The sequence below is a fragment of the Allobosea sp. TWI1241 genome, from assembly GCF_039673065.1.
GTDB lineage: Bacteria > Pseudomonadota > Alphaproteobacteria > Rhizobiales > Beijerinckiaceae > Allobosea.
In genome coordinates this window covers 1-20793 of sequence record NZ_JBDJKW010000019.1, presented here as the reverse complement: position 1 = coordinate 20793, position 20793 = coordinate 1, and the positions used below count along the sequence as shown (strand labels likewise).

19 protein-coding genes are annotated in these 20793 nt (G+C 69.6%); 10 read left to right on the top strand and 9 right to left on the bottom strand.

The genetic code is table 11. The features are described from left to right. The first annotated feature begins 5 nt into the window (after positions 1-5). Positions 6-431: a protoporphyrinogen oxidase HemJ gene (gene hemJ, locus ABE438_RS18565; protein WP_346504156.1), complete on the top strand. Its 426-nt coding sequence runs from the start codon at positions 6-8 to the stop codon at positions 429-431. A 223-nt stretch (positions 432-654) separates the two neighbouring features. After that, complete coding sequence (rho, locus tag ABE438_RS18560) at positions 655-1920, top strand: transcription termination factor Rho (RefSeq protein WP_346504155.1); 1266 nt, start codon at positions 655-657, stop codon at positions 1918-1920. A gap of 499 nt (positions 1921-2419) precedes the next feature. Here rho and ABE438_RS18555 read toward each other — a convergent pair whose 3' ends face one another. Continuing rightward, positions 2420-4432 (bottom strand): thioredoxin domain-containing protein, encoded by a 2013-nt coding sequence (locus ABE438_RS18555; RefSeq protein ID WP_346504154.1) that lies wholly within the window; start codon positions 4430-4432, stop codon positions 2420-2422. A 35-nt stretch (positions 4433-4467) separates the two neighbouring features. Between ABE438_RS18555 and mnmE the strand changes: the two genes are divergently transcribed. From mnmE to ABE438_RS18530, 5 genes are all read left to right on the top strand, one after another. Next, positions 4468-5778 carry a tRNA uridine-5-carboxymethylaminomethyl(34) synthesis GTPase MnmE gene (gene mnmE / locus ABE438_RS18550; RefSeq protein WP_346504153.1) on the top strand — a complete coding sequence of 437 codons (1311 nt, stop codon included), beginning with the start codon at positions 4468-4470 and terminating at the stop codon, positions 5776-5778. Positions 5779-6715: 937 nt separating this feature from the next. Further along, positions 6716-8596, top strand: a complete 1881-nt coding sequence (gene mnmG / locus ABE438_RS18545; protein ID WP_346504152.1) for a tRNA uridine-5-carboxymethylaminomethyl(34) synthesis enzyme MnmG — start codon at positions 6716-6718, stop codon at positions 8594-8596. 4 nt (positions 8597-8600) lie between these two features. Then, positions 8601-9260, top strand: a complete 660-nt coding sequence (gene rsmG, locus ABE438_RS18540) for a 16S rRNA (guanine(527)-N(7))-methyltransferase RsmG (RefSeq protein WP_465248637.1) — start codon at positions 8601-8603, stop codon at positions 9258-9260. Continuing rightward, a complete protein-coding gene (locus tag ABE438_RS18535; RefSeq protein ID WP_346504151.1) occupies positions 9257-10084 on the top strand; it encodes a ParA family protein in 828 nt (275 codons plus the stop codon). The genes rsmG and ABE438_RS18535 overlap by 4 nt, the downstream gene beginning before the upstream one ends. 35 nt (positions 10085-10119) lie before the next feature. Then, on the top strand, positions 10120-11010 hold the full coding sequence (locus tag ABE438_RS18530) for a ParB/RepB/Spo0J family partition protein (protein ID WP_346504150.1): 891 nt from the start codon (positions 10120-10122) through the stop codon (positions 11008-11010). Positions 11011-11054: 44 nt separating this feature from the next. Here ABE438_RS18530 and holA read toward each other — a convergent pair whose 3' ends face one another. Genes holA through leuS form a run of 3 tightly spaced genes read right to left on the bottom strand, consistent with a single transcriptional unit; the run spans position 11055 to position 15244 of the window. Next, positions 11055-12077, bottom strand: a complete 1023-nt coding sequence (holA, locus tag ABE438_RS18525) for a DNA polymerase III subunit delta (RefSeq protein WP_346504149.1) — start codon at positions 12075-12077, stop codon at positions 11055-11057. 10 nt (positions 12078-12087) lie between these two features. Beyond that, entirely contained in the window at positions 12088-12633 is a 546-nt protein-coding gene (locus ABE438_RS18520) for an LPS assembly lipoprotein LptE (RefSeq protein WP_346504148.1), read from the bottom strand. After that, a complete protein-coding gene (leuS, locus tag ABE438_RS18515; RefSeq protein ID WP_346504147.1) occupies positions 12620-15244 on the bottom strand; it encodes a leucine--tRNA ligase in 2625 nt (874 codons plus the stop codon). Before leuS ends, ABE438_RS18520 begins: the two co-directional genes overlap by 14 nt. Positions 15245-15353: 109 nt before the next feature. Between leuS and ABE438_RS18510 the strand changes: the two genes are divergently transcribed. After that, positions 15354-16022 carry a YggS family pyridoxal phosphate-dependent enzyme gene (locus ABE438_RS18510; RefSeq protein ID WP_346504146.1) on the top strand — a complete coding sequence of 223 codons (669 nt, stop codon included), beginning with the start codon at positions 15354-15356 and terminating at the stop codon, positions 16020-16022. A gap of 43 nt (positions 16023-16065) precedes the next feature. On the opposite strand, the gene ABE438_RS18505 is transcribed toward ABE438_RS18510, so the two are convergent. Both ABE438_RS18505 and ABE438_RS18500 read right to left on the bottom strand, forming a co-directional pair. Then, complete coding sequence (locus ABE438_RS18505; RefSeq protein WP_346504145.1) at positions 16066-16452, bottom strand: VOC family protein; 387 nt, start codon at positions 16450-16452, stop codon at positions 16066-16068. Positions 16453-16597: 145 nt separating this feature from the next. Further along, positions 16598-17149 (bottom strand): L,D-transpeptidase family protein, encoded by a 552-nt coding sequence (locus ABE438_RS18500; protein WP_346504144.1) that lies wholly within the window; start codon positions 17147-17149, stop codon positions 16598-16600. An 80-nt stretch (positions 17150-17229) separates the two neighbouring features. Between ABE438_RS18500 and ABE438_RS18495 the strand changes: the two genes are divergently transcribed. After that, entirely contained in the window at positions 17230-17916 is a 687-nt protein-coding gene (locus ABE438_RS18495) for a response regulator transcription factor (RefSeq protein ID WP_346504143.1), read from the top strand. Between the two features lie 6 nt (positions 17917-17922). Continuing rightward, positions 17923-18387, top strand: a complete 465-nt coding sequence (locus ABE438_RS18490) for a cyclic nucleotide-binding domain-containing protein (RefSeq protein ID WP_346504142.1) — start codon at positions 17923-17925, stop codon at positions 18385-18387. 28 nt (positions 18388-18415) lie between these two features. On the opposite strand, the gene xth is transcribed toward ABE438_RS18490, so the two are convergent. The 3 genes from xth to ABE438_RS18475 form a co-directional block, all read right to left on the bottom strand. Continuing rightward, a complete protein-coding gene (gene xth, locus ABE438_RS18485) occupies positions 18416-19231 on the bottom strand; it encodes an exodeoxyribonuclease III (RefSeq protein ID WP_346504141.1) in 816 nt (271 codons plus the stop codon). Between the two features lie 135 nt (positions 19232-19366). Continuing rightward, entirely contained in the window at positions 19367-20179 is an 813-nt protein-coding gene (locus ABE438_RS18480; protein WP_346504140.1) for an outer membrane lipoprotein carrier protein LolA, read from the bottom strand. A 136-nt stretch (positions 20180-20315) separates the two neighbouring features. Further along, positions 20316-20793 (bottom strand): DNA translocase FtsK (locus tag ABE438_RS18475; protein ID WP_346504139.1); only part of this gene is annotated, 478 nt, incomplete at its 5' end.

Genomic DNA, 20793 nt, shown 5'->3' with positions numbered 1-20793 from the left:
TCGCCATGGCCTATGAGTGGATCAAGGCCGCGCATGTGATCGCGGTGATCGCCTGGATGGCGGGGATGCTCTACCTGCCGCGGCTGATGGTCTATCACGCCGAGGCGCAGACCGGCTCGATCCAGTCCGAGACCTTCAAGGTCATGGAACGGCGGCTGCTCAAGGGCATCATCAACCCGGCGATGATCGTCACCTGGGTGCTCGGCCTCTACCTCGCCTGGAGCGTCTTCGCCTTCAAGGGCGGCTGGCTGCACGGCAAGCTGCTGCTGGTCTTCCTGCTCTCGGGCATCCATGGCTACCTGGTCGGCCGCGTGCGCGACTTCGCCAATGACCGCAACACCAAGTCGCCGCGCTTCTACCGCATCCTCAACGAGGTGCCGGCGGTGCTGATGGTCGGCATCGTCATCCTGGTCATCGTCAAGCCGTTCTGAGGCCTTCCGCGGTTTCCTGCTTGAGCGGCGTCGGGAAAACCGCTATCAAGCCCTGCGTTTCCTCGTAAACGTCCTCCCTATCGTCGACGGTTCGTGCAGGGTCTGCCTCGCGCCAGACAGCCACGACAATCCGACAAGAGCGGCCCGCTGCCGCCTTGGTGCCGTCGATCCTCAGCTGTTGCCGGTCCCTGCGCCCGCAGGGCCATTCTCATCCGGGTGCCCCATGCGGGAAATCAAGCTTCACGAACTGAAGGCGAAGTCGCCGACCGAGCTGATCGCCTTCGCCGAGGGCGTCGAGGTCGAGAACGCCAGCACCATGCGCAAGCAGGAGCTGATGTTCGCGATTCTCAAGCAGCTCGCCGCCAAGGAGACCGAGATCCTCGGCGAGGGCGTGGTCGAGGTCCTGCAGGACGGCTTCGGCTTCCTGCGCTCCTCCGATTCGAACTACCTGCCCGGCCCGGACGACATCTACGTCTCGCCGACCCAGATCCGGAAGTTCGGCCTGCGCACCGGCGACACCGTCGAGGGCCCGATCCGCGGCCCCAAGGACGGCGAGCGCTATTTCGCGCTGCTCAAGGTCAACACGATCAACTTCGAGGATCCGGAGAAGATCAAGCACAAGATCCACTTCGACAACCTGACCCCGCTCTATCCGGACGAGCGGCTCAAGCTCGAGGTGCAGGATCCGACCAAGAAGGACTTCTCGCCGCGCGTCATCGACATCGTGGCGCCGATCGGCAAGGGCCAGCGCGCCCTGATCGTGGCGCCGCCGCGCACCGGCAAGACCGTGCTGCTGCAGAACATCGCGCAGTCGATCACCACCAACCACCCGGAATGCTACCTCATCGTGCTGCTGATCGACGAGCGGCCGGAAGAGGTCACCGACATGCAGCGCTCGGTGAAGGGCGAGGTCGTCTCCTCGACCTTCGACGAGCCGGCCACCCGCCACGTCCAGGTCGCGGAGATGGTGATCGAGAAGGCCAAGCGCCTGGTCGAGCACGGCCGCGACGTCGTCATCCTGCTCGATTCGATCACCCGCCTCGGCCGCGCCTACAACACCGTGGTGCCGTCCTCCGGCAAGGTGCTGACCGGCGGTGTCGACGCCAACGCCCTGCAGCGTCCGAAGCGCTTCTTCGGCGCGGCGCGCAATATCGAGGAAGGCGGCTCGCTGACCATCGTCGCCACCGCGCTGATCGACACCGGCAGCCGTATGGACGAGGTGATCTTCGAGGAGTTCAAGGGCACCGGCAACTCCGAGATCGTGCTCGACCGCAAGGTGGCCGACAAGCGCATCTTCCCGGCGATCGACATCCTCAAATCCGGCACCCGCAAGGAGGAGCTCATCACGCCGCGCTCCGATTTGCAGAAGACCTATGTGCTGCGCCGCATCCTCAACCCGATGGGCCCGCAGGACGCGATCGAGTTCCTGATCGACAAGCTGCGCCAGACCAAGCAGAACTCCGAGTTCTTCGATTCGATGAACACCTGATCGCCGCCGCAGCAGCGGCGGAGGATGATCAAGCGAAGGGCCATGGCAGCGATGCCGTGGTCCTTTTCGTTTGGACGCAGGTCGTGTGAGCGAAGAGCATTGGCCGGGCAGGGCCACGGCGCTTGGCTCCGGCTCCGCCATGTCGAATCGGAGCCGTGACGGTCTGCTCAAGGTCAGGGGCCAGAGTCCTGAGCGGATGCGGCTGGCATGCGTGCCGGAGTGCTCAAGGGCCTGTGCGTGCTGCCAGCGCCGGAAAGCATGCCAGCCAGGCTCTGCCGCTGCCGCAGACTGAACACCGACACATGGTTTCGCCGGACGGCTTAGCGGGCCCGATGCCCGACCGAATCGGGACCGTGACGAGTGGCGTACGCTCGATGGCCCGCGGTTCCGGCGCGGCAACGACCTCCGCAGTTTGCGCGCGACGGTATGGATCGCCGCCGGCCATCATCCAGCGCCGGCGTGCTCTCTCGCCCGGCAACGGGCCGGACCTGGGCGGCCGTCACGCCGAAGCGACGGCTTCCGCGAGTCGATTCGGGTCCGTGACGGGCGGCAGGCAGCGTCCGTGACGGCAGATGAAGGCTGCGCCCGCGCCGGCGCGGGCCAGCATCGCCGCCGCCGGATGATCGGGTGGCAATGCGCCGGCCTCGCCCGCATCGGCGATCATCAGGCCAAGAGAGGGCAGGCGCAGCGCCGCCTGCCGGAAGTGCGCGCGCTCCGGGCCGGCGATCACCAGTTCGACGCCGTTGCGGGCGAGATCGTAGGCGTTGAGCGCCGAGGCATGCGCCATCGGCATCGGCATGGCGGCGCGCAGGAGAGCGGCCAGGAAGGCGTCGGCGCGCTGGCGATCCGCCTGCCTGCCGGTTGCGGCGGCGAGGCGCAGCAGCACCTGGGCGTGGATGCCGTTGGCGTTGGGCACCGCGTCGTCGTGAGTGGGCCTCGGTATGGCCGGCAGGATGACCGCGCCGGAACCGGCCTCGTCGCCGCGCGTCATCCGCAGAAGTCCGGACTCCTCGCAGTAGTACCTGTCGAGATGCGCGCTCCAGCGCTGCGCCGCGGCAAGGTAGTGCCGCGCGCCGGTCGCGTCGTGCAGGGCCATTGCGGCATCTGCCATCGCGGCGTGGTCGAGCGCAAAGCCCGGCGCGATGCGCCGTTCCCCGCGCCGGGCATGGCAGAGCCCGTCGCCATCCGCCATCGATTCGTCGACGTAACGAAAGGCGGTCTCGGCCATGGCCAGCCAGTCGGGCCGCTCCAGCAGGCCGGCCGCACGGGCGAGGCCGGCGATGGCGAGGCCGTTCCAGTCGGCCAGCACCTTGTCATCGAGACCGGGCGGTACACGCTGCGCCCGATGCGCCAGCAGCCGCGCGCGGATCGCGACCAGGCGCTGCGCCTCCTCCGGCGTCGGGTCGGGGCCGTCGAGCCGGTTGAGAATCGACCGGCCTTCCCAGTTGCCGTTAGCGGTGACGTCGTAATACCGGGCGAGCAGGGCGGCGTCCGCCTCGCCCAGCGCTGCGACCAGCTCCTGCGGCGTCCAGACATAGTAGCGGCCTTCCTCGCCCTCGGAATCGGCGTCGAGGCTGGCGGCGAAGGCGCCGCCCTCGACCGTCATCTCGCGCTCGAGCCAGGCGACGATGCCCTCGGCCGCCTCGCGCATCAGCGGGTCGCCCGTGTCGCGCCAGGCCAGCGCGTAGAGCGGCAGGAGCTGGGCGTTGTCGTAAAGCATCTTCTCGAAATGCGGCACGAGCCAGCGCTCGTCGACCGCATAGCGCGCGAAGCCGCCGCCGAGATGGTCCTGGATGCCGCCCTGCGCCATCCGGGTGAGCGCGATGCGCGCCCGCTCAAGCGCCGCCTCGCCGCCCGGCCGGGCGCCGCGGCGCCAGAGCAACTCGATCAGGCCGGGATTGGGGAATTTCGGCGCCCCGGTCAGCCCGCCGAGCTCGGGGTCGAAGCGGCCGGCGATCGCCTGCGCCAGACCGTCGAGATCGGGCTCGCCGGGCTCGGCGGCTTGCGTGCCCGGCTCGGCGCGGGCCAGCGCCGCGCGGATCGCCTCGGCATTGTGGCGGATCCGGCTGCGATCGCCGCCATGGATCGCCGCGATCCGCCGCAGCACCGAGACGAAGCCGGGCCGGCCATAGCGGTCGCTCGGCGGAAAATAGGTGCCGCCCCAGAAGGGCGCGCCGTCGCTGTCGAGGAACATGGTCAGCGGCCAGCCGCCCTGCTCGCCGAGGCTGTGCAGCGCCGACATGTAGACATGGTCGATATCCGGCCGCTCCTCGCGATCGACCTTGATGTTGACGAACAGCTCGTTCATCACCGCCGCGGTTGCGGGATCCTCGAAGCTCTCATGGGCCATGACATGGCACCAGTGGCAGGCCGCGTAGCCGATCGAGAGCAGCACGGGCCGGTCGCTGCGGCGGGCTTCGGCGAAGGCGTCGTCACCCCATTGCCACCAATCGACCGGGTTGGTCGCGTGCTGGAGGAGGTAGGGGCTGGCGGCATGGGCGAGGCGGTTCACAGGGCCGTTCCTCCGGAGCGCGCAGGGGGCGTGAGGTGAGCGAACGAGCCTATCCGACCATCCTGGCCTTGTCCTCCGCGCCGGGGCGCGCCGGTGTCGCTGTGGTCCGCGTCTCGGGGCCGCGCGTCCGATTCGTCCTCGAAACGATCATCGGTTTTGTGCCGGAGCCGCGCCGGGCCCGCTATGCCGCGCTGCGCGACGCCGACGGTGCGGTGATCGATCATGCCCTCGTGCTGTTCTTCCAGGGGCCGTCCTCCTTCACCGGCGAGGATGTCGCGGAATTCCACGTCCACGGTTCGCGCGCCGTGCTGGCGCGCCTGATCGCCCGGCTGACCGCATTGCCGGGGCTGAAGCTGGCCGAGCCCGGCGCCTTCACCCGCCGCGCCTTCGAGGCCGGCAAGCTCGACCTTGCCGCGGTGGAGGGGCTGGCCGACCTGATCGATTCGGAGACGGAATGGCAGCGCCGCCAGGCGCTGCGCCAGATGGAGGGCGCGCTCGGCACCATGGCGGCCGGCTGGCGGGCGCGGCTGGTCGAGGCACTGATGCTGCTGGAGGCGGAGATCGACTTCGCCGACGAGGGCGACGTCTCCGGCGGCCTCGTCCCGCAGGCGCTGGCGATCGCCCAGACGCTGCTGCCCGACTTCGCCGCGGCGCTCGGCAGCTTCCGCGCCGGCGAGCGGGTGCGCGAGGGCTTTCTGGTCGTGCTTGCCGGCCCGCCCAATGCCGGCAAGTCGAGCCTGCTCAATGCGCTCGCCCGCCGTGACGTGGCGATCGTCTCGCCGGTCGCCGGCACGACGCGCGACGCCATCGAGGTGCGGCTCGATCTCGATGGCCTGCCGGTACTGCTGGTCGACACCGCGGGCCTGCGCGACAGCGACGACGCGATCGAGCAGGAGGGCGTGCGCCGCACGCTGGGCAAGCTCGCCCAGGCCGATCTCGTCCTGCGCCTGCGCGCGATCGATTCGGTGCCGTCATCATCCCAGGTAGTACCGGCCGAAATCGCGCTCGCCACCAAGGCCGATCTCGCCGGGCCGATCCTGCCGCACGAACTGCCGGTCTCCGCGATGAGCGGGGCCGGGCTCGAAGCGCTGATCGGCGCCATCGGTGCTCGACTACGCGAGATCGTCACGCCGGAGCCGGCGCTGGTCACCCGCGAGCGCCAGCGTCTCGCCATCGCCGAGGCCGAGGCCGCGATCCGGCGTGCCGCTTTGGTCGATCCCGACAGCGCCGAGCTCGCCGCCGAGGAGCTGCGGCTGGCGGCGCGGGCGCTGGAACGCCTGGTCGGGCGCATCGATGTCGAGGACGTGCTGGACAGCCTGTTCGCGGGCTTCTGCATCGGAAAATAGGGCCGCATTCGGGTAGGGCCAGCCGGTCATACCGCGAGTCATACCGGGTGTGATGGCGCGCGGGAGGTCTTGGTGTGCGTTGAGGGGAGGGCGGCGTTACCGTCAGTGGCGTCAGTGTTTTCCCTCTGCGCCCAGTCGCGGGTTCCGGGCTCGCCGCTGCGCGGCGCCCCGGAATGACGGGTGGAGGCTTGCGATGGCAGGGGTGGTGGCCCGGCGGTGGCGGGTCAGAACCGCTGGACGGACCGGGAGGCAACACTGCGGCCCGATCCGGGCATGGCTTGCACCCGGCGCTGCTCATCGCGCAGAGGCTGACGCGGCCCGGCAGCCCACATTACGTCCCATATCCCTGTATCCCCCCGTATGCGCGGTATGCCTCGCCCGTCATTCCGGGGCGGGCCGCAGGCCCGAGCCCGGAACCCATGACTACGAGATCGGTCCAGCCAGCGCGCCCAGCGCCGCGCTCACCGGCTACCGTCATTCGAAGCCAAAACGTCCCGGGCTGGCGCGTGTACCGTGCCGTCGCAAGACGTGGATGGTCGGGACAAGCCCGACCATGACGGATGAGGCCGCTCAACTGGTCTGGATGATACGGTGGCGGGTTTCCCGCGCGCGCCGCGCTCCGGCATGACAGGGCGACAGCGGATTGGGGTATGGGGCTGCGGCTCTGCTGGGCGTGGCACTGGTCAGATGAGTGACAGGCCACCGCACGCTTCGACATCGCCGCCGCGCCCACTTGCCGCCTTCCCTCGCCTCCACACCCGCGAAATCGCGTTTCCACGCGAGCGGGCGATGCTGTAGAGAGATGCGGCGTTCTTCCGGCTCGCGGAGATGCGCCGGCCCCCGGATGGGCAGGCCGTGACAGCCACGCCGTCCGCGGACGGTGCGGACCGCCTCAGGCGCCTGCCGAGCCGATGTTCCAGCGGGATCCCGAGACACGATGAGCGAAGACAGCAGCTATGACGTGATCGTGGTCGGTGGCGGCCATGCCGGCGCCGAGGCGGCCGCCGCGGCGGCCCGGGCCGGTGCGCGCACTGCCCTGATCACCCATCGCCTCGACACGATCGGCGTGATGTCCTGCAATCCGGCGATCGGCGGTCTCGGCAAGGGCCATCTCGTCCGCGAGATCGATGCGCTCGATGGGATCATGGCCCGCTGCGCCGATAAGGGCGGCATCCAGTTCCGCATGCTCAACCGGCGCAAGGGCCCGGCGGTGCGCGGTCCGCGGGCCCAGGCCGACCGCAGGCTCTATCGCGAGGCGGTGCAGGCGGCGCTCGCGGCCCAGCCCGGCCTCGACCTCGTCGCCGGCGAGGTCTTCGATCTGGTGGTGAACGAGGCGCGGGTCGCTGGCGTCGTGCTCGCCGATGGCCGTCGATTCGCCTGCGGAACAGTCGTGCTGACCACCGGCACCTTCCTGCGCGGCCTCGTCCATATCGGCGAGACCCAGATCGCGGCCGGCCGTGTCGGCGAAGCGCCCTCGGTCGGGCTTTCGCTGACGCTGGAGCGTCACGGCTTTCCGCTCGGCCGGCTCAAGACCGGCACGCCGCCGCGGCTCGACGGACGCACCATCGACTGGAACTCGCTGGAGATGCAGCCCGGCGACGACCCGCCGGAGCCGTTCTCGGCGCTGACGGCGCGGATCGAGACGCCGCAGATCGCCTGCGGCATCACCCGCACCACGCTGGCGACGCATGAGCTGATCCGCGCCAATCTGCATCGCGCCCCGATGTTCTCCGGCCAGATCGAGGGGCGGGGGCCGCGCTATTGCCCGTCGATCGAGGACAAGGTCGGCCGGTTCGGCGATCGCGACGGCCATCAGATCTTCCTGGAGCCGGAAGGGCTCGACGACCCGACCGTCTACCCCAACGGCATTTCGACCTCGCTGCCGGAGGACGTTCAGCTTGGCCTGCTCAAGACCATTCCGGGCCTGGAACGGACGGTGATGCTGCGCCCCGGCTATGCGATCGAATACGACTTCGTCGATCCGCGCGCGTTGTCGGCGACGTTGGAGACCCGTGCGTTGCGCGGGCTGTTCCTGGCCGGGCAGATCAACGGCACCACCGGCTATGAGGAGGCGGCCGGGCAGGGCCTGCTCGCCGGGCTGAACGCGGCTCGACGGGCCGGCGGCAGCGAGCCGATCACGCTCGACCGGACGCAATCCTATATCGGCGTGATGATCGACGATCTGGTGACGCGCGGCGTGACCGAGCCCTATCGCATGTTCACCTCGCGGGCCGAGTTCCGGCTGTCGCTGCGGGTCGACAATGCCGATGAGCGCCTGACCGGGCTCGGCATCGGGCTCGGGGTGGTCGGCAGTGAGCGCCGGGGACATTTCGAGGGGCGGCAGGCCGAGATCGGCTGGCTGACGGCCCTGCTGCAGGAGCGGGTGATGACGCCGTCTGAGGCTGAGGCGCTGGGCCTTCAGGTCAATCGCGACGGTGTCCGCCGCAGCGCCTTCCAGATTTTGTCTTATCCGGCAGTCGGTTTTGACGATCTCGCGCGCAACTGGCCGGAGATCCGCGGGTTCGCGGCGGGCGTGGTCGATCGCGTCGTCGCCGATGCGACCTATGCGGTCTATCTCGACCGGCAGGCGCAGGAGATCGCTTCCTATCGCCGCGACGAGGCGCTGGCCCTGCCCGACGACCTCGATCTCGACGGGGTGTCGGGCCTCTCCAACGAATTGCGGCTGAAGCTCAAGGAGGCACGGCCGGCCAGCATCGCCCAGGCGGCGCGGATCGAGGGCATGACGCCGGCGGCTTTGACGTTGCTCGCCGCGCAGGCGCGGCGTAGACGGGAGAGACCCATCGAATCGGCGGCGTGATGCTGTGAACTCTGTTGATAACAAGGACAACTCCGGCCGGCGCACCGCTTTGGGCTTGACGCCTGTTTCACGTGAAACAGTGGAGCGCCTCGACATCCTCGTCGCCGAGCTGGGGCGTTGGCAGAAGGCGAAGAACCTCGTCTCCGAGGCGACGCTGGCCGAGGTCTGGACCCGCCACATTGCCGATTCGCTCCAGCTCTTCCGCCATGCACCCGACGGGGCGAGGCGCTGGCTCGATCTCGGTTCCGGCGGTGGCTTTCCGGGGCTCGTCCTCGGCATCTGCCTGGCGGAGACCGGCGGCCATATCGATCTGGTCGAGAGCAATGCGCGCAAATGCGCCTTCCTGCGCCATGTCGCGCGGCTGACCGGCGCGCCGGTCACCGTCCATGCCGAGCGGATCGAGCAGGCGATGCCGCGCTTCGTCGGCAAGGTCGACGTGGTGACGGCGCGGGCGCTGGCGCCGCTGCCGCAACTGCTCGACTGGTGCAAAGAGCTGTTGAGAACCGGGGTGACCGCGGTCTTTCCGAAGGGTCAACATCTAGATGCGGAATTGACCGAAGCGTCTAAATCTTGGACACTTCAGGCGTTAACCTTTCCTTCAGTCACTGATCCGGCCGCGCGAATCCTTGTGATCCGCGAGGCTCAGAGGCGGGCAGATCCATGAACGAACCGGGTCATCGTCACAGTCCCGGCCGGCCACGTGTCCTGGCTCTGGCCAATCAGAAGGGTGGCGTCGGCAAGACGACGACCGCGATCAATCTCGGCACGGCGCTGGCGGCGATCGGCGAGAAGGTGCTGATCATCGATCTCGATCCGCAGGGCAACGCCTCGACCGGGCTCGGCGTCGATCGCAAAAGCCGGCGCGCCTCGACCTATGACGTGCTCTGCGGCGATATCGGCCTCGGTCTCGCGATGCAGGCCACCGCTGTTCCCAATCTGTTCCTGGCGCCCTCGACGCTCGACCTGCTCGGCGTCGAGCTGGAGATCGCCAGCGCCAAGGATCGGGCGCTGCGCCTGAGGAAGGCGATCGACGAGCTCGAACACGACCAGCGCTGCAGCGAGCTGACCTATGTGCTGATCGACTGCCCGCCCTCGCTCAGCCTGATCACCATCAACGCGATGACGGCGGCCGATGCGGTGCTGGTGCCGCTGCAATGCGAGTTCTTCGCGCTGGAAGGCCTCAGCCAGCTGCTCAAGACGGTCGAGCAGGTGCGGGCCGGGCTCAATCCGCGCCTGATCATCCAGGGCGTGGTGCTGACCATGTTCGACCCGCGCAACAATCTCTCCGGCCAGGTCATGGCCGATGTCCGCGATTTCCTCGGCGACAAGGTCTACGAGACCGTGATCCCGCGCAATGTCCGGGTCTCCGAGGCGCCGTCCTACGGCAAGCCGGCGCTGCTCTACGACCTGCGCTGCCAGGGCTCGCAGGCCTATCTCCGGCTGGCCTCCGAGGTCATCCGGCGCGAACGCGCCCTGCGCGCCGCCTGAACCGCTGAACGACGCATGATTCGAGGGGAATGACGATGGCTGAGGAACAGGGACGCTCGCGCCTTGGCCGGGGCCTCGCCGCACTGATCGGCGATGTCGGCGACGAGATCGGCGCGATCGAGCGCGCCCGCGGGCAGCGCAAGGTGCCAGTGGAGTTCCTGCGCCCGAATGCGCGCAATCCGCGCCGGGTCTTCGCCGAGGAGGATCTCGCCGATCTCTCGGCCTCGGTGCGCGAGCGCGGCATCCTGCAGCCGATCATCGTGCGCGCCATTCCCGGCATGCTCGACGCCTATGAGATCATCGCCGGCGAACGGCGCTGGCGCGCGGCCCAGCGGGCCGAGCTGCACGAGGTCCCGGTCATCATCGTCGAGGCCGACGACCGCGAGGCGCTCGAGATCGCCATCGTCGAGAACGTCCAGCGCGCCGACCTCAACCCGATGGAGGAGGCGGCCGGCTATGAGCGGCTGATCGCCGAATTCGACTACACGCAGAACGACCTCGCCAAGGTGATCGGCAAGAGCCGCAGCCATGTCGCGAACACGATGCGGCTGACCAAGCTGCCCGAGCCGGTGCGCAAGCTGGTCAGCGAGGGCGCAGTCTCGGCGGGCCATGCCCGCGCGCTGCTGGCCGTTTCGGATCCGGAATTCGTCGCGCGCCGCGTGGTCGAGCAGGGCCTGACCGTGCGCGATGTCGAGCGCATCGGCCAAGACGAGGCGCGGGGCGAGACCAAGAGCGCCGTCGCCCCGAAGCCGGCTGCGGCCCGGCCCGAGAAAGATGCCGACACCCGTGCGGTCGAGAAGGCGCTGGAAGAGGCGCTGGGCCTCGGCGTCAGCATCCAGCACAAGGCCAATGGCGCCGGCGAGATGCGGATCAGCTATCGCACGCTGGAGCAGCTCGAGACACTCTGCCGCCGCCTAAAGTCTTGATTTCAATAGTATTTTAGAGACGGAGACCGCACGCACGTCGCCGGTCAGCGCCGCGCGGCCGGGCCGGTGCGCGCCAGCGTCCAGAGCGCTCGCGCCGCGAGCGGGCGGGCCATGTCGCCATCGCGCCGCACGGCCGCGATCGCGGTGCCGAGGATGACCACGGCCTCGCGCAGCTTCTCGGTGCTCCAGCCCTGGAGCGCCGCCTCGGCGGGCGCCATGCGCGGATAGGGCAGGCGCATGCCGGAGACCGCGTCGCGGGCGCTGCGGCCGGCTTCCATGGCGAGCTTCGCCTTGAGCAGCGCCAGCGCATGGCGCAGCACCGCGCCGAGCAGCACGCCCTGGTCCATCTCGCCGGCGAGCCTGCCGAAGGCCTGGTCGAGCGCGGGGAAGCGCCCGGCGAAGACCGCGTCGATCAGGCTGGCCTGCTCGCGCGCGGCGCTGTCGCCGACGATCGCCTCGACATGGGCCTGGGTGACGGCCGGATCGGTGCCGACATAGAGCAGCAGCTTCTCGATCTCGCGGCGCGAACTCTGGCGGTCGCCGCCGAGCATGCCGGTGAGGTGCTCGCGTGTGCCGCGGTCGATGCTCTTGCCGGCGGCGCGGACCATCTCGTCGATGATGGTGCCGAGATCGCGGGCGGCGTCGCCATAGCAGGGAACGGCCAGCGCCGAGCGGGCGCGTTCGCAGGCTACACGCAGCGGATTGGACTTCTGCAGGTCGCCGGCCTCGATCACCACGATGGCGTCGCGCGAGGGCGTGGCGAGCAGCGGCTCGACGGCGGCGGTGAGCTGCTTTGCCGTCTGCGAGACGCGGATGGCGCGGCGGCCGCCGAACAGGCCGATCGTATTGGCCTCGTCGACCAGTCTCAGCGGATCGGCCGCGACATCGTCGCCGTCGAGCCGGATCAGCTGGAAGCCGTCCTCGGGATCGTCGACGCTGGCGCGGGCGATCGCCGCCGCGCGCTCGGAGACCAGGCCGGAATCGGGGCCGTAGAACAGGAACAGGCGCCAGGCCGGGTCCGGCCGGGCGAGTGCCCGTTCGGCCTCATGCGCCTTGATCGATGCCATCGGCCGGCCGTCAGGCGGCGGTGATGGCGCCGGCGATGCGGGCGCGGATCAGCTGCGCCAGGCTCTTGGCGGCGCGGATCTGGGCGTCGCGGGCGGCGCGCAGCGTGGCGAAGCGCTGCTGCGAGCGCTCATAGGGCGCGCGCGCCACGCTCTGGCCCGAGACCACGACCTCGCCGGAGCCCTTGCGCTTCAGCGACCAGTTCGCCGTGGCGATCAGGATGGCGGAATCGGCGCGGCCATTGGCGTAGTCGACCGTGATGACCTCGAGGCTCTCGGTGGTGGTGATGTCGAGCGTCAGCGTCTTCGGCGCGTCGGGCGCGTCACTGCCGTCGAGATCGAAGACCAGCTCGTTGCGCAGATAGTGCCCGACGAGGCCCTTGATCTCGGGCACGTCGACGCTGAGCAGGGCCGAGCGGACGCTGCCGCCGACCGTGCTGGCGGTGCTCTCGGCATAGAGCGGGCGGAAGCAGCCGCCGGCGAGTGCCGCCAGCAACAGCACGCCGCCGAGCGCGAGAGGCCGCAGGCGGCCGGCGAGGCGGGCTTCAGACGACGACATTCACGATTCTCCGAGGAACCACGATGATCTTGCGGATCGGCCGGCCTTCGAGCGCCTTCTGAACGGCGTCGGATGCGCGGGCGGCCGCCTCGACGGCCAGAGTATCCGCATCCGCGGCCACCGTCACCTCGGCGCGCTTCTTGCCGTTGATCTGGACCGGCAGGACGATGCTGTCATCGGTCAACAGGTCCGCCTCGGTCTCGGGCCAGGCGGCCTCGCCGATCAGCCCCGGCCGGCCGAGCGCCTGCCAGCACTCCTCGGCGAGATGCGGCATCATCGGCGCCACGAGCTGGGCCAGGATGGTCGCCGCCTCGTGCAGGGCAAAGCCCATGTCGGCGGGCAGCTCGGCGCTCTCGGCGGCGCCGTCCAGCGCCTTCCCGATGGCGTTTGTCAGTGTGTAGATATGCGCGACGCAGCGGTTGAAGGCGAGGCGCTCGATATCGGCGCCGACGGTGTGCAGCGCGCGGTGCGTGGCCTTGCGCAGGCCGAGCGCGGCCTCGCCGAAGCTGGCCGGGCGCGCGACCGCGTTGCCGGTGCGCTCGGCGATCTCGGCGATCATGCGCCAGAGCCGCTGCACGAAGCGCGCCGAACCCTGCACGCCCTCGTCGGTCCAGATCACGTCGCGATCGGGCGGCGAGTCGGAGAGCATGAACCAGCGGGCTGTATCGGCGCCGTAGGAGGCGATGATCTCGTCCGGGTCGACGACGTTCTTCTTCGACTTCGACATCTTCTCGATGGCGCCGATCGTCACCGGGGCGCCGCTATCGACGTCGAAGCCCTTGCGCGCGCCGTCCAGCGTCTCGATGCGGACCTGGCCGGGCTCGATCCAGCTGCCATCCTGGGCCTTGTAGGTCTCGTGGACCACCATGCCCTGGGTGAACATGCCGGCGAAGGGCTCGTCGAGCCCGACATGGCCGGTCGCCTTCATCGCGCGGGTGAAGAAGCGCGAATAGAGCAGGTGCAGGATCGCGTGCTCGACGCCCCCGATATACTGGTCGACCGGCAGGAAGCGGTCGACGACGGCGCGGTCGGTCGGGCTCTGCTCGCGCCACGGATCGGTGAAGCGCGCGAAGTACCAGGACGAATCGACGAAGGTGTCCATCGTGTCCGTCTCGCGCCGGGCCGGCTTGCCGCAGGACGGGCAGGCGACATGCTTCCAGCTCGGATGATGGTCGAGCGGGTTGCCGGGCTTGTCGAAGGAGACGTCGTCGGGGAGCTTCACCGGCAGGTCGGCCGCGGGCACCGGCACGACGCCGCAGGCCTCGCAGTGCACGATCGGGATCGGGCAGCCCCAGTAGCGCTGGCGCGAAACGCCCCAGTCGCGCAGGCGGAAATTGACCTTGCGCGTCGCGACCGGCCGGCCGCCGCGCTCCTCGCTCTCGAGGCGACGGGAGACCTCTTCTTTCGCCTCCGAAATGGTCATGCCGTCGAGGAAGCGCGAATTGATCATCCGCCCGTCATCGACATAGGCGGTGTCGGTGATGACGAAGCTCGCCGGGTCGGTGCCCTCGGGGCAGACCACGGGCGTGTTGCCGAGCCCGTATTTGTTGACGAAGTCGAGGTCGCGCTGGTCATGCGCCGGGCAGCCGAAGACCGCGCCGGTGCCGTAGTCCATCAGCACGAAATTGGCGACGTAGACCGGCAGCGTCCAGCTGGGGTCGAGCGGGTGCACGGCGCGGATGCCGGTGTCGAAGCCCTGCTTCTCGGCCTTGTCGATGACCTCCTGCGCCGTGCCGGTCTTCTTGCACTCGGCGATGAAGCCCTGCAGCGCCGGATTGCCGGCCGCGGCCGCCTTGGCGAGCGGATGATCGGCGGCGACGGCGAGGAAGCGCGCGCCGAACAGCGTGTCCGGGCGGGTGGTATAGACCTCGACCTCGTTCTCGCCGACCGCATTCGATTCGAGCGCGAAACGAACCATCAGCCCCTCGGAGCGGCCGATCCAGTTCTTCTGCATCAGCCGGACCTTGTCCGGCCAGCGGTCGAGCCCGTCGAGGGCGTCGCTGAGCTCCTGGCCGAAGGCGGTGATGCGGAAGAACCACTGGGTCAGCTCGCGCTGCTCGACGATCGCGCCGGAGCGCCAGCCGCGCCCGTCGATCACCTGCTCGTTGGCGAGCACGGTCTCGTCGACCGGGTCCCAGTTGACCTTGGCGGTCTTGCGGTCGACCAGCCCGGCCTTCAGGAAGTCGAGAAAGAGCTTCTGCTGGTGGCGGTAATAGCTCGGGTCGCAGGTGGCGAGCTCGCGCTTCCAGTCGAGCGACAGGCCCATGGACTGCAGCTGGGCGCGCATGGTCGCGATATTGGCGTAGGTCCATTCGCGCGGATGGACCTTGTTGGCCTTGGCGGCGTTCTCCGCCGGCAGGCCGAAGGCGTCCCAGCCCATCGGATGCAGGACGGCGAAACCCTTGGCGCGCTTGTAGCGCGCGACGACGTCGCCCATCGCGTAATTGCGGACATGGCCCATATGGATGCGGCCCGACGGATAGGGGAACATCTCGAGCACGTAGTAGGGCGGCCGGGTGTCGTCGTTCCGGGTCTCGTAGAGCTTGCGCTCGTCCCAGACCTTGCGCCATTTCGGCTCGGCTTCCTTGGGATTGTAGCGTTCGGCGGCCATGCTGATCGTGTCGTTCTTGCGTGAGCGGACTGGCCCGGACTAGGACACCATCGCAGGCTCCGGGTCAATGATCGGGCCGGCGGCGGCACGAGAGACGAGGAAGCAGGCGATGACCCCGGATGCGGTGGCGAGGCTCGAGGAGACCAGGACGGCGATCGCGCGGGCCGCGCGGGATGTCGGCCGCAAGCCCGGCGAGGTGACGCTGATCGCCGTCTCCAAGACCAAGCCGGCGGAGGAGATCCTGCCGGTGCTCGAGGCCGGGCAGATCGATTTCGGCGAGAACTACGTGCAGGAGGCCAAGGAGAAGTGGCCGGCGCTGCGCGAGCGCTTCCCGCAGGCGCGCCTGCACATGATCGGGCCGCTGCAGTCCAACAAGGCGCGCGAGGCGGTGGCGCTGTTCGACGTGATCCAGTCGCTCGACCGCGAGAGCCTGGCCAAGGAGCTGTCGCGCGAGATCGCCCGCAGCGGCCGCGCGCCGCAGCTCGTCGTCCAGGTCAACACCGGGGCTGAGCCGCAGAAGGGCGGCGTCCTGCCGGCCGAGGTCGACGGCTTCCTGACGCTGTGCCGTGTGCATTACGGCCTGTCGATCGCCGGGCTGATGTGCATCCCGCCGGTCGAGGACCAGCCCTCGCCGCATTTCGCCCTGCTCAAGAAGATCGCCGCCCGCAACGGGCTCTCGATGCTGTCGATGGGCATGAGCGCCGATTACGAGGCGGCGATCCAGCTCGGCGCCACCCATGTCCGGGTCGGCAGCGCGATCTTCGGCGCGCGCGGCTGATCCCGGTCCGAACCGTTCGTCCTCGCAGCCGGCGTTCGGTTGCTCAGAGGCGCTGGCCCACATCGATGCGGTTGCCGTCCGGATCCTCGAAGACGAAGGCCCGCAGCCCGTAATCCTGGCTCTTCAGCCCCTTGACGATGCGCAAGCCCCGGCTCTGGCAGAGCGCGTGCAGGGCCTCGATATCGTCGACCAGCATATGGGCGACGGGGAAGGGCGCGGCGCGGTGTCCGGGCTGCAAGGTCAGGTGCAGTTCGGCGGCGCCGCTGGTCAGGATGACGAAGCCGACCGGTTCGCCGTTCTGGAAGCTGCGGGAGAAGCCGAGTGCGCCTTCATAGAAGGCGCAGGCGCGCGCGATGTCGCGCACGGGCAGCGTCGCCGCGATGCGGCCGAAGCCGATCGGGGATGCCGGGAGGTCGGGCTGGTCTGTCATGGCGGGTCTCGTGCGGGGCGGACGCGCCGGCGCGGAGACGGTGCTCCGGACGGCGGTTCCTGACCCATGATGATCGACGAGACGGTGCTCGCCGCCAGTCTTGCCCCAGGGCGCGGCCGGCCGCAAGGCGGTCAGGCCGGTGCCGTCAGCGCACCATCAGCACGCAGTCGCGCGACAGCCGCGGCAGCAGCCGCGCGAAGACCTGCCGCGTCACCGCGACGCAGCCGGCGGTGGGCGTGAAGCCCGGGCGGGCGAGGTGCCAGAAGATGGCGCTGCCATGTCCGCGCCGGACGGGCGCGTCGTTCCAGCCGAGTTCGACGATCACGTCGTAGAGATGGTCGGCGCGGGCGAGGCGCTCCTCAGCCTCGCCCGGCGGGCGCCGGATCAGGCGGTTGTAGCGCGGATCGGCCATGTCGTCGCACCAGGCGTCGCGTGGATCGATGCGGCGCACCGGCAGCAGGCAGCGCGGCCGCGGCAGCCGGTCGGCGCGGTAGAACACGCGCCGCAGTGGCATGCCGGCACGCGGCGTGCCGCCATCGCCCTCGCGCTTCGCGACGACGATGCCACCGCGCCCGAGCGCGCAGGGCACGATCGCGGCGCCCGCGATGAGGAAGCCCTTGCGCCGGTCGCGGACCGAGCGGACCACCCGCAAGCGGGTCAGCCCGCGCTTCGGGCCGGCATTCTCTGCTCTCTTCACGGGAAATCCATCCTGCGCGACTTGCCGTCCGCTCGGGGCGGGCTAGTGTTGCGGCGTCCGAAACCGATCCGAACCGGGCCATGCCAGCCACGCATCATATCCTCCTCGTCGACGACGACCAGACCCTGCGCGAGGCCCTGGCCGAGCAGCTGGCGCCGCTCGACGACTTCAAGGTGTCGTCGGCCGAGACCGCCGGCGCCTCGCTGAAGGCCGTTCAGGCCGAGCGTATCGACCTCGTGGTGATGGATGTCGGCCTGCCCGACATGGACGGGCGCGAGGCGGTGAAGCTGATGCGCCGCAACGGCTTCAAGGGGCCGGTGATCATGCTCACCGCCCAGGGCTCCGACGCCGACACGGTGCTGGGGCTCGAGGCCGGCGCCAACGACTATGTGGTGAAGCCGTTCAAGTTCGCGGTGCTGCTCGCCCGCATCCGCGCGCATCTGCGCCAATACGAGGCGAGCGAGGACGCGGTCTTCCAGGTCGGCCCCTACACCTTCCATCCCGGCTCGAAGCTGCTGGTCAGCGCCAAGGGCTCCAAGACCAAGCTGACCGAGAAGGAGACGGCGATCCTGCGCTTCCTCTACCGCGCCGGGCGCAAGCCGATCGCGCGCGACGTGCTGCTGCAGGAGGTCTGGGGCTATAACGCGCAGGTCACCACCCACACGCTCGAAACGCATATCTACCGGCTGCGGCAGAAGATCGAGCCGGATCCCGCCAATGCGAGGCTGCTGGTGACCGACGCCGGTGGCTACCGGCTCGACCCCTGAGCCGGCATGGCGCTCGAAGACGATATCCGGCTCCTGACGCGGCAGCCGCTGCTCGGCCTGCTCGATCGCGACGCGCTGCGGCTGGTCGCCTTCGCGGCGGAGCCGCGCACGCTGCGCGCCGGCGACGTCCTGTTCCGCCATGGCGACGGCGCCGACGGGGCCTATCTCGTGGTGTCGGGCGCGGTGGCGCTGAGCCGGGTCGACGACGGGCGCCCGGCCGAGGAGATCGCCGGGCCCGGCACGCTGCTCGGCGAGCTGGCGCTGTTTGCCCCGGTCGAGCGGCCGGCGACGGCGATCGCCCGCGAGAAGACGCAGGTGATGAAGCTGTCGCGCAATGTGATGCGGCGCGTGCTCGGCGAATCGCCGGCCTCCGCCGACGCGATCGCCGCGGCGATCGAGGAGCGCCTGCAGAGCTTCACCGGCGAGCTCGCCTCGGTCGGCATGGCGCTGCGCGCCATCGACTGGCGCTGAGCCGGGAGCCGGCTGCGCCGGTCCGCCGTCAGAGCGCCACGCTCACCGTCACCGGGACATGGTCGGAGGGACGCTCCCAGCCGCGGGCCTCGCGCAGGAACGAGACCTGGCGCAGCGCGGGCTTCAACGCCTCCGACAGCCAGATATGGTCGAGCCGGCGGCCGCGGTTCGAGGCCTGCCAGTCGGCGGCGCGATAGCTCCACCAGCTGTAGAGCTTCTCCGGCTCAGGCATCAGCGTGCGGGCGGCGTCGGTCCAGCCGAGCTCGCTGCGCAGCCGCTCCAGCGTCGTGGTCTCGATCGGCGTGTGGCTGACCACGTCGAGCAGCTGCTTGTGGCTCCAGACGTCGTGCTCGTAAGGGGCGATGTTGAGGTCGCCGACCAGGATGCTCGGCCGCCCGGCCGGGTTCTTGTTGACGCCCCAGGCGCCGATCGCGTCGAGGAACTGCAGCTTGTGGGCGAATTTCGGATTGGCCACCGGGTCGGCGATGTCGCCGCCGGCCGGGATGTAGAAGTTATGGATGGCGATGCCTGCGGCCGGGCCGGCGCCGGCGTCGAGCACCACGCTCATATGGCGGGCGTCGTTGCGCTCGCACATCGCCATGGCGTCGCGCTCGCTGAAGGGCAGCTTCGAGACGATGGCGACGCCGTTATAGCCCTTGTTGCCGATGAAGGCCTGGTGCGGATAGCCGGCCTCGGCGAAGGCCTTGGCCGGGAACTGCTCGTCCGGCGTCTTGGTCTCCTGCAGGCAGAGCACGTCGGGCGCGTGCGTGCCGAGGAAATCGGTGACCAGGCCGATGCGCAGGCGCACCGAGTTGATGTTCCAGGTGGTGACGGTGAGGTTCACGAACGGCTTCCGGCTTTGGGCGGGTCGGGCGGGAACCTGTGGCGCGGCGCGGCGAAAAGCAAGGCTCGCAATGTCACCGTCATTCCGGGTTCATCGCTCCGCGATGCCCCGGAATGACGGCTGAGTGACTGGCCCTCAGAGAACGCGTTCGTAGTTGATGATGAAGTTCTTCTGGTCGGGCCGGCTCTGCGTGTCGAGATTGCGCAGAGAGACCGAGGTCTCGTAGCCCTGCGGGTCGACCACGACCCATTGCCGCAGCTCGTTGGCGGCGAGGTCGAAGTTCAGCGTGATCTTCGAGGTGCCGCCGAGCGTCGACTTGTCGTCGAGACGCACCGAGAGGATGTCGCCGCGGGTGGTGACGCCGGTGACGACGGTGTCGCGGGCGAGGTCCATCCGCTCCTTGAGCAGGAACTTCAACGGCGTCTGGCCGATCGAGTAGAGATCCTGCGTGGCGAGCCGGCGGTCGCGGATCGCCACCGAGGTGCCGTCGGCGATCACCTCGGTCGTCGCCGGCGGATCGTATTCGAAGCGCATCTTGCCGGGGCGCTGGATGTAGAGCCGCCCCTGCATGCGGCGGCCATCGGCGCCGACCTGGGTGAAATTGCCCTGCAGCGTGGCGAAGCTGTTGAAATAGGCGTTGAGCCGCTCGACCGCCTCGGCGCGCGAGAGATTGCCGCTCGGGCGGGCCTGGCGCACCGGGGTCGCGACAGGCGGGGCCTCCGTCGCGCTCGCGACCGGCTGGGCCTGGACGGGGGCGGTGCCGGCCGGCATGCCGAGGCCCGGCGGACGGGCCGGCGGCAGCGGAATGCCGCGCGGGGCGGCGACGCGGGGCGCGGCCGGCTGCGAGGACGGCTTGATGTCCAGCGGCTGCGCCGTGGCGAATCCCGGCGCCAGCGCGAGCGCCAGGGCGGCGGCAGCGAGGACTGGCAGGGCTCGGGTCGTGGTCATCAAGCGCGTCGGTTCCGTTCAGGGCCTTGCGTCGGATATCGGGGCGATCGCCGGCAGACGCAAGGGCAGACCGCCGCGACCTGCGCGAGGTTGCAGCGGTCTCATGGCATTTTCAGGACCGGTTTCGCCGAGGCGCTCACTCCTCGTCCTCGCGCGGCGCCCCGGCCTCGACGAGGATCTCGCGTTTGCCGGCGTGGTTTGCGGGGCCGACGATGCCTTCGGTCTCCATGCGCTCCATGATCGAGGCGGCGCGGTTGTAGCCGATCTGGAGGCGGCGCTGGATGTAGGAGGTCGAGGCCTTGCGGTCGCGCAGCACCACCGCGACGGCCTGCTCGTAGGGGTCGTCGCTGTCGGCCTGGCCCATGGCGCTCTTGTCGAACACCGCGCCGTCCTCGGCCTCGCCGCCCTCGTCCTCCTCGGCGGTGACCGCCTCGAGATAGTCCGGCCGGCCTTGCGTCTTGAGATGGGCCACCACCTTCTCGACCTCGGCGTCCGAGACGAAGGGCCCGTGCACGCGGGTGATGCGCCCGCCGCCGGCCATGTAGAGCATGTCGCCCTGGCCGAGCAGCTGCTCGGCGCCCATCTCGCCCAGGATGGTGCGGCTGTCGATCTTG

Excerpts from the sequence above, each read along its gene's own strand:
- hemJ (WP_346504156.1), top strand. The coding sequence starts at position 6 with ATGGCCTATGAGTGGATCAAGGCCGCGCATGTGATCGCGGTGATCGCC.
- rho (WP_346504155.1), top strand. The coding sequence starts at position 655 with ATGCGGGAAATCAAGCTTCACGAACTGAAGGCGAAGTCGCCGACCGAG.
- mnmG (WP_346504152.1), top strand. The coding sequence starts at position 6,716 with ATGAGCGAAGACAGCAGCTATGACGTGATCGTGGTCGGTGGCGGCCAT.
- ABE438_RS18535 (WP_346504151.1), top strand. The coding sequence starts at position 9,257 with ATGAACGAACCGGGTCATCGTCACAGTCCCGGCCGGCCACGTGTCCTG.
- ABE438_RS18530 (WP_346504150.1), top strand. The coding sequence starts at position 10,120 with ATGGCTGAGGAACAGGGACGCTCGCGCCTTGGCCGGGGCCTCGCCGCA.
- holA (WP_346504149.1), bottom strand. The coding sequence starts at position 12,077 with ATGGCATCGATCAAGGCGCATGAGGCCGAACGGGCACTCGCCCGGCCG.
- ABE438_RS18520 (WP_346504148.1), bottom strand. The coding sequence starts at position 12,633 with ATGTCGTCGTCTGAAGCCCGCCTCGCCGGCCGCCTGCGGCCTCTCGCG.
- leuS (WP_346504147.1), bottom strand. The coding sequence starts at position 15,244 with ATGGCCGCCGAACGCTACAATCCCAAGGAAGCCGAGCCGAAATGGCGC.
- ABE438_RS18510 (WP_346504146.1), top strand. The coding sequence starts at position 15,354 with ATGACCCCGGATGCGGTGGCGAGGCTCGAGGAGACCAGGACGGCGATC.
- ABE438_RS18505 (WP_346504145.1), bottom strand. The coding sequence starts at position 16,452 with ATGACAGACCAGCCCGACCTCCCGGCATCCCCGATCGGCTTCGGCCGC.
- ABE438_RS18495 (WP_346504143.1), top strand. The coding sequence starts at position 17,230 with ATGCCAGCCACGCATCATATCCTCCTCGTCGACGACGACCAGACCCTG.
- ABE438_RS18490 (WP_346504142.1), top strand. The coding sequence starts at position 17,923 with ATGGCGCTCGAAGACGATATCCGGCTCCTGACGCGGCAGCCGCTGCTC.
- ABE438_RS18480 (WP_346504140.1), bottom strand. The coding sequence starts at position 20,179 with ATGACCACGACCCGAGCCCTGCCAGTCCTCGCTGCCGCCGCCCTGGCG.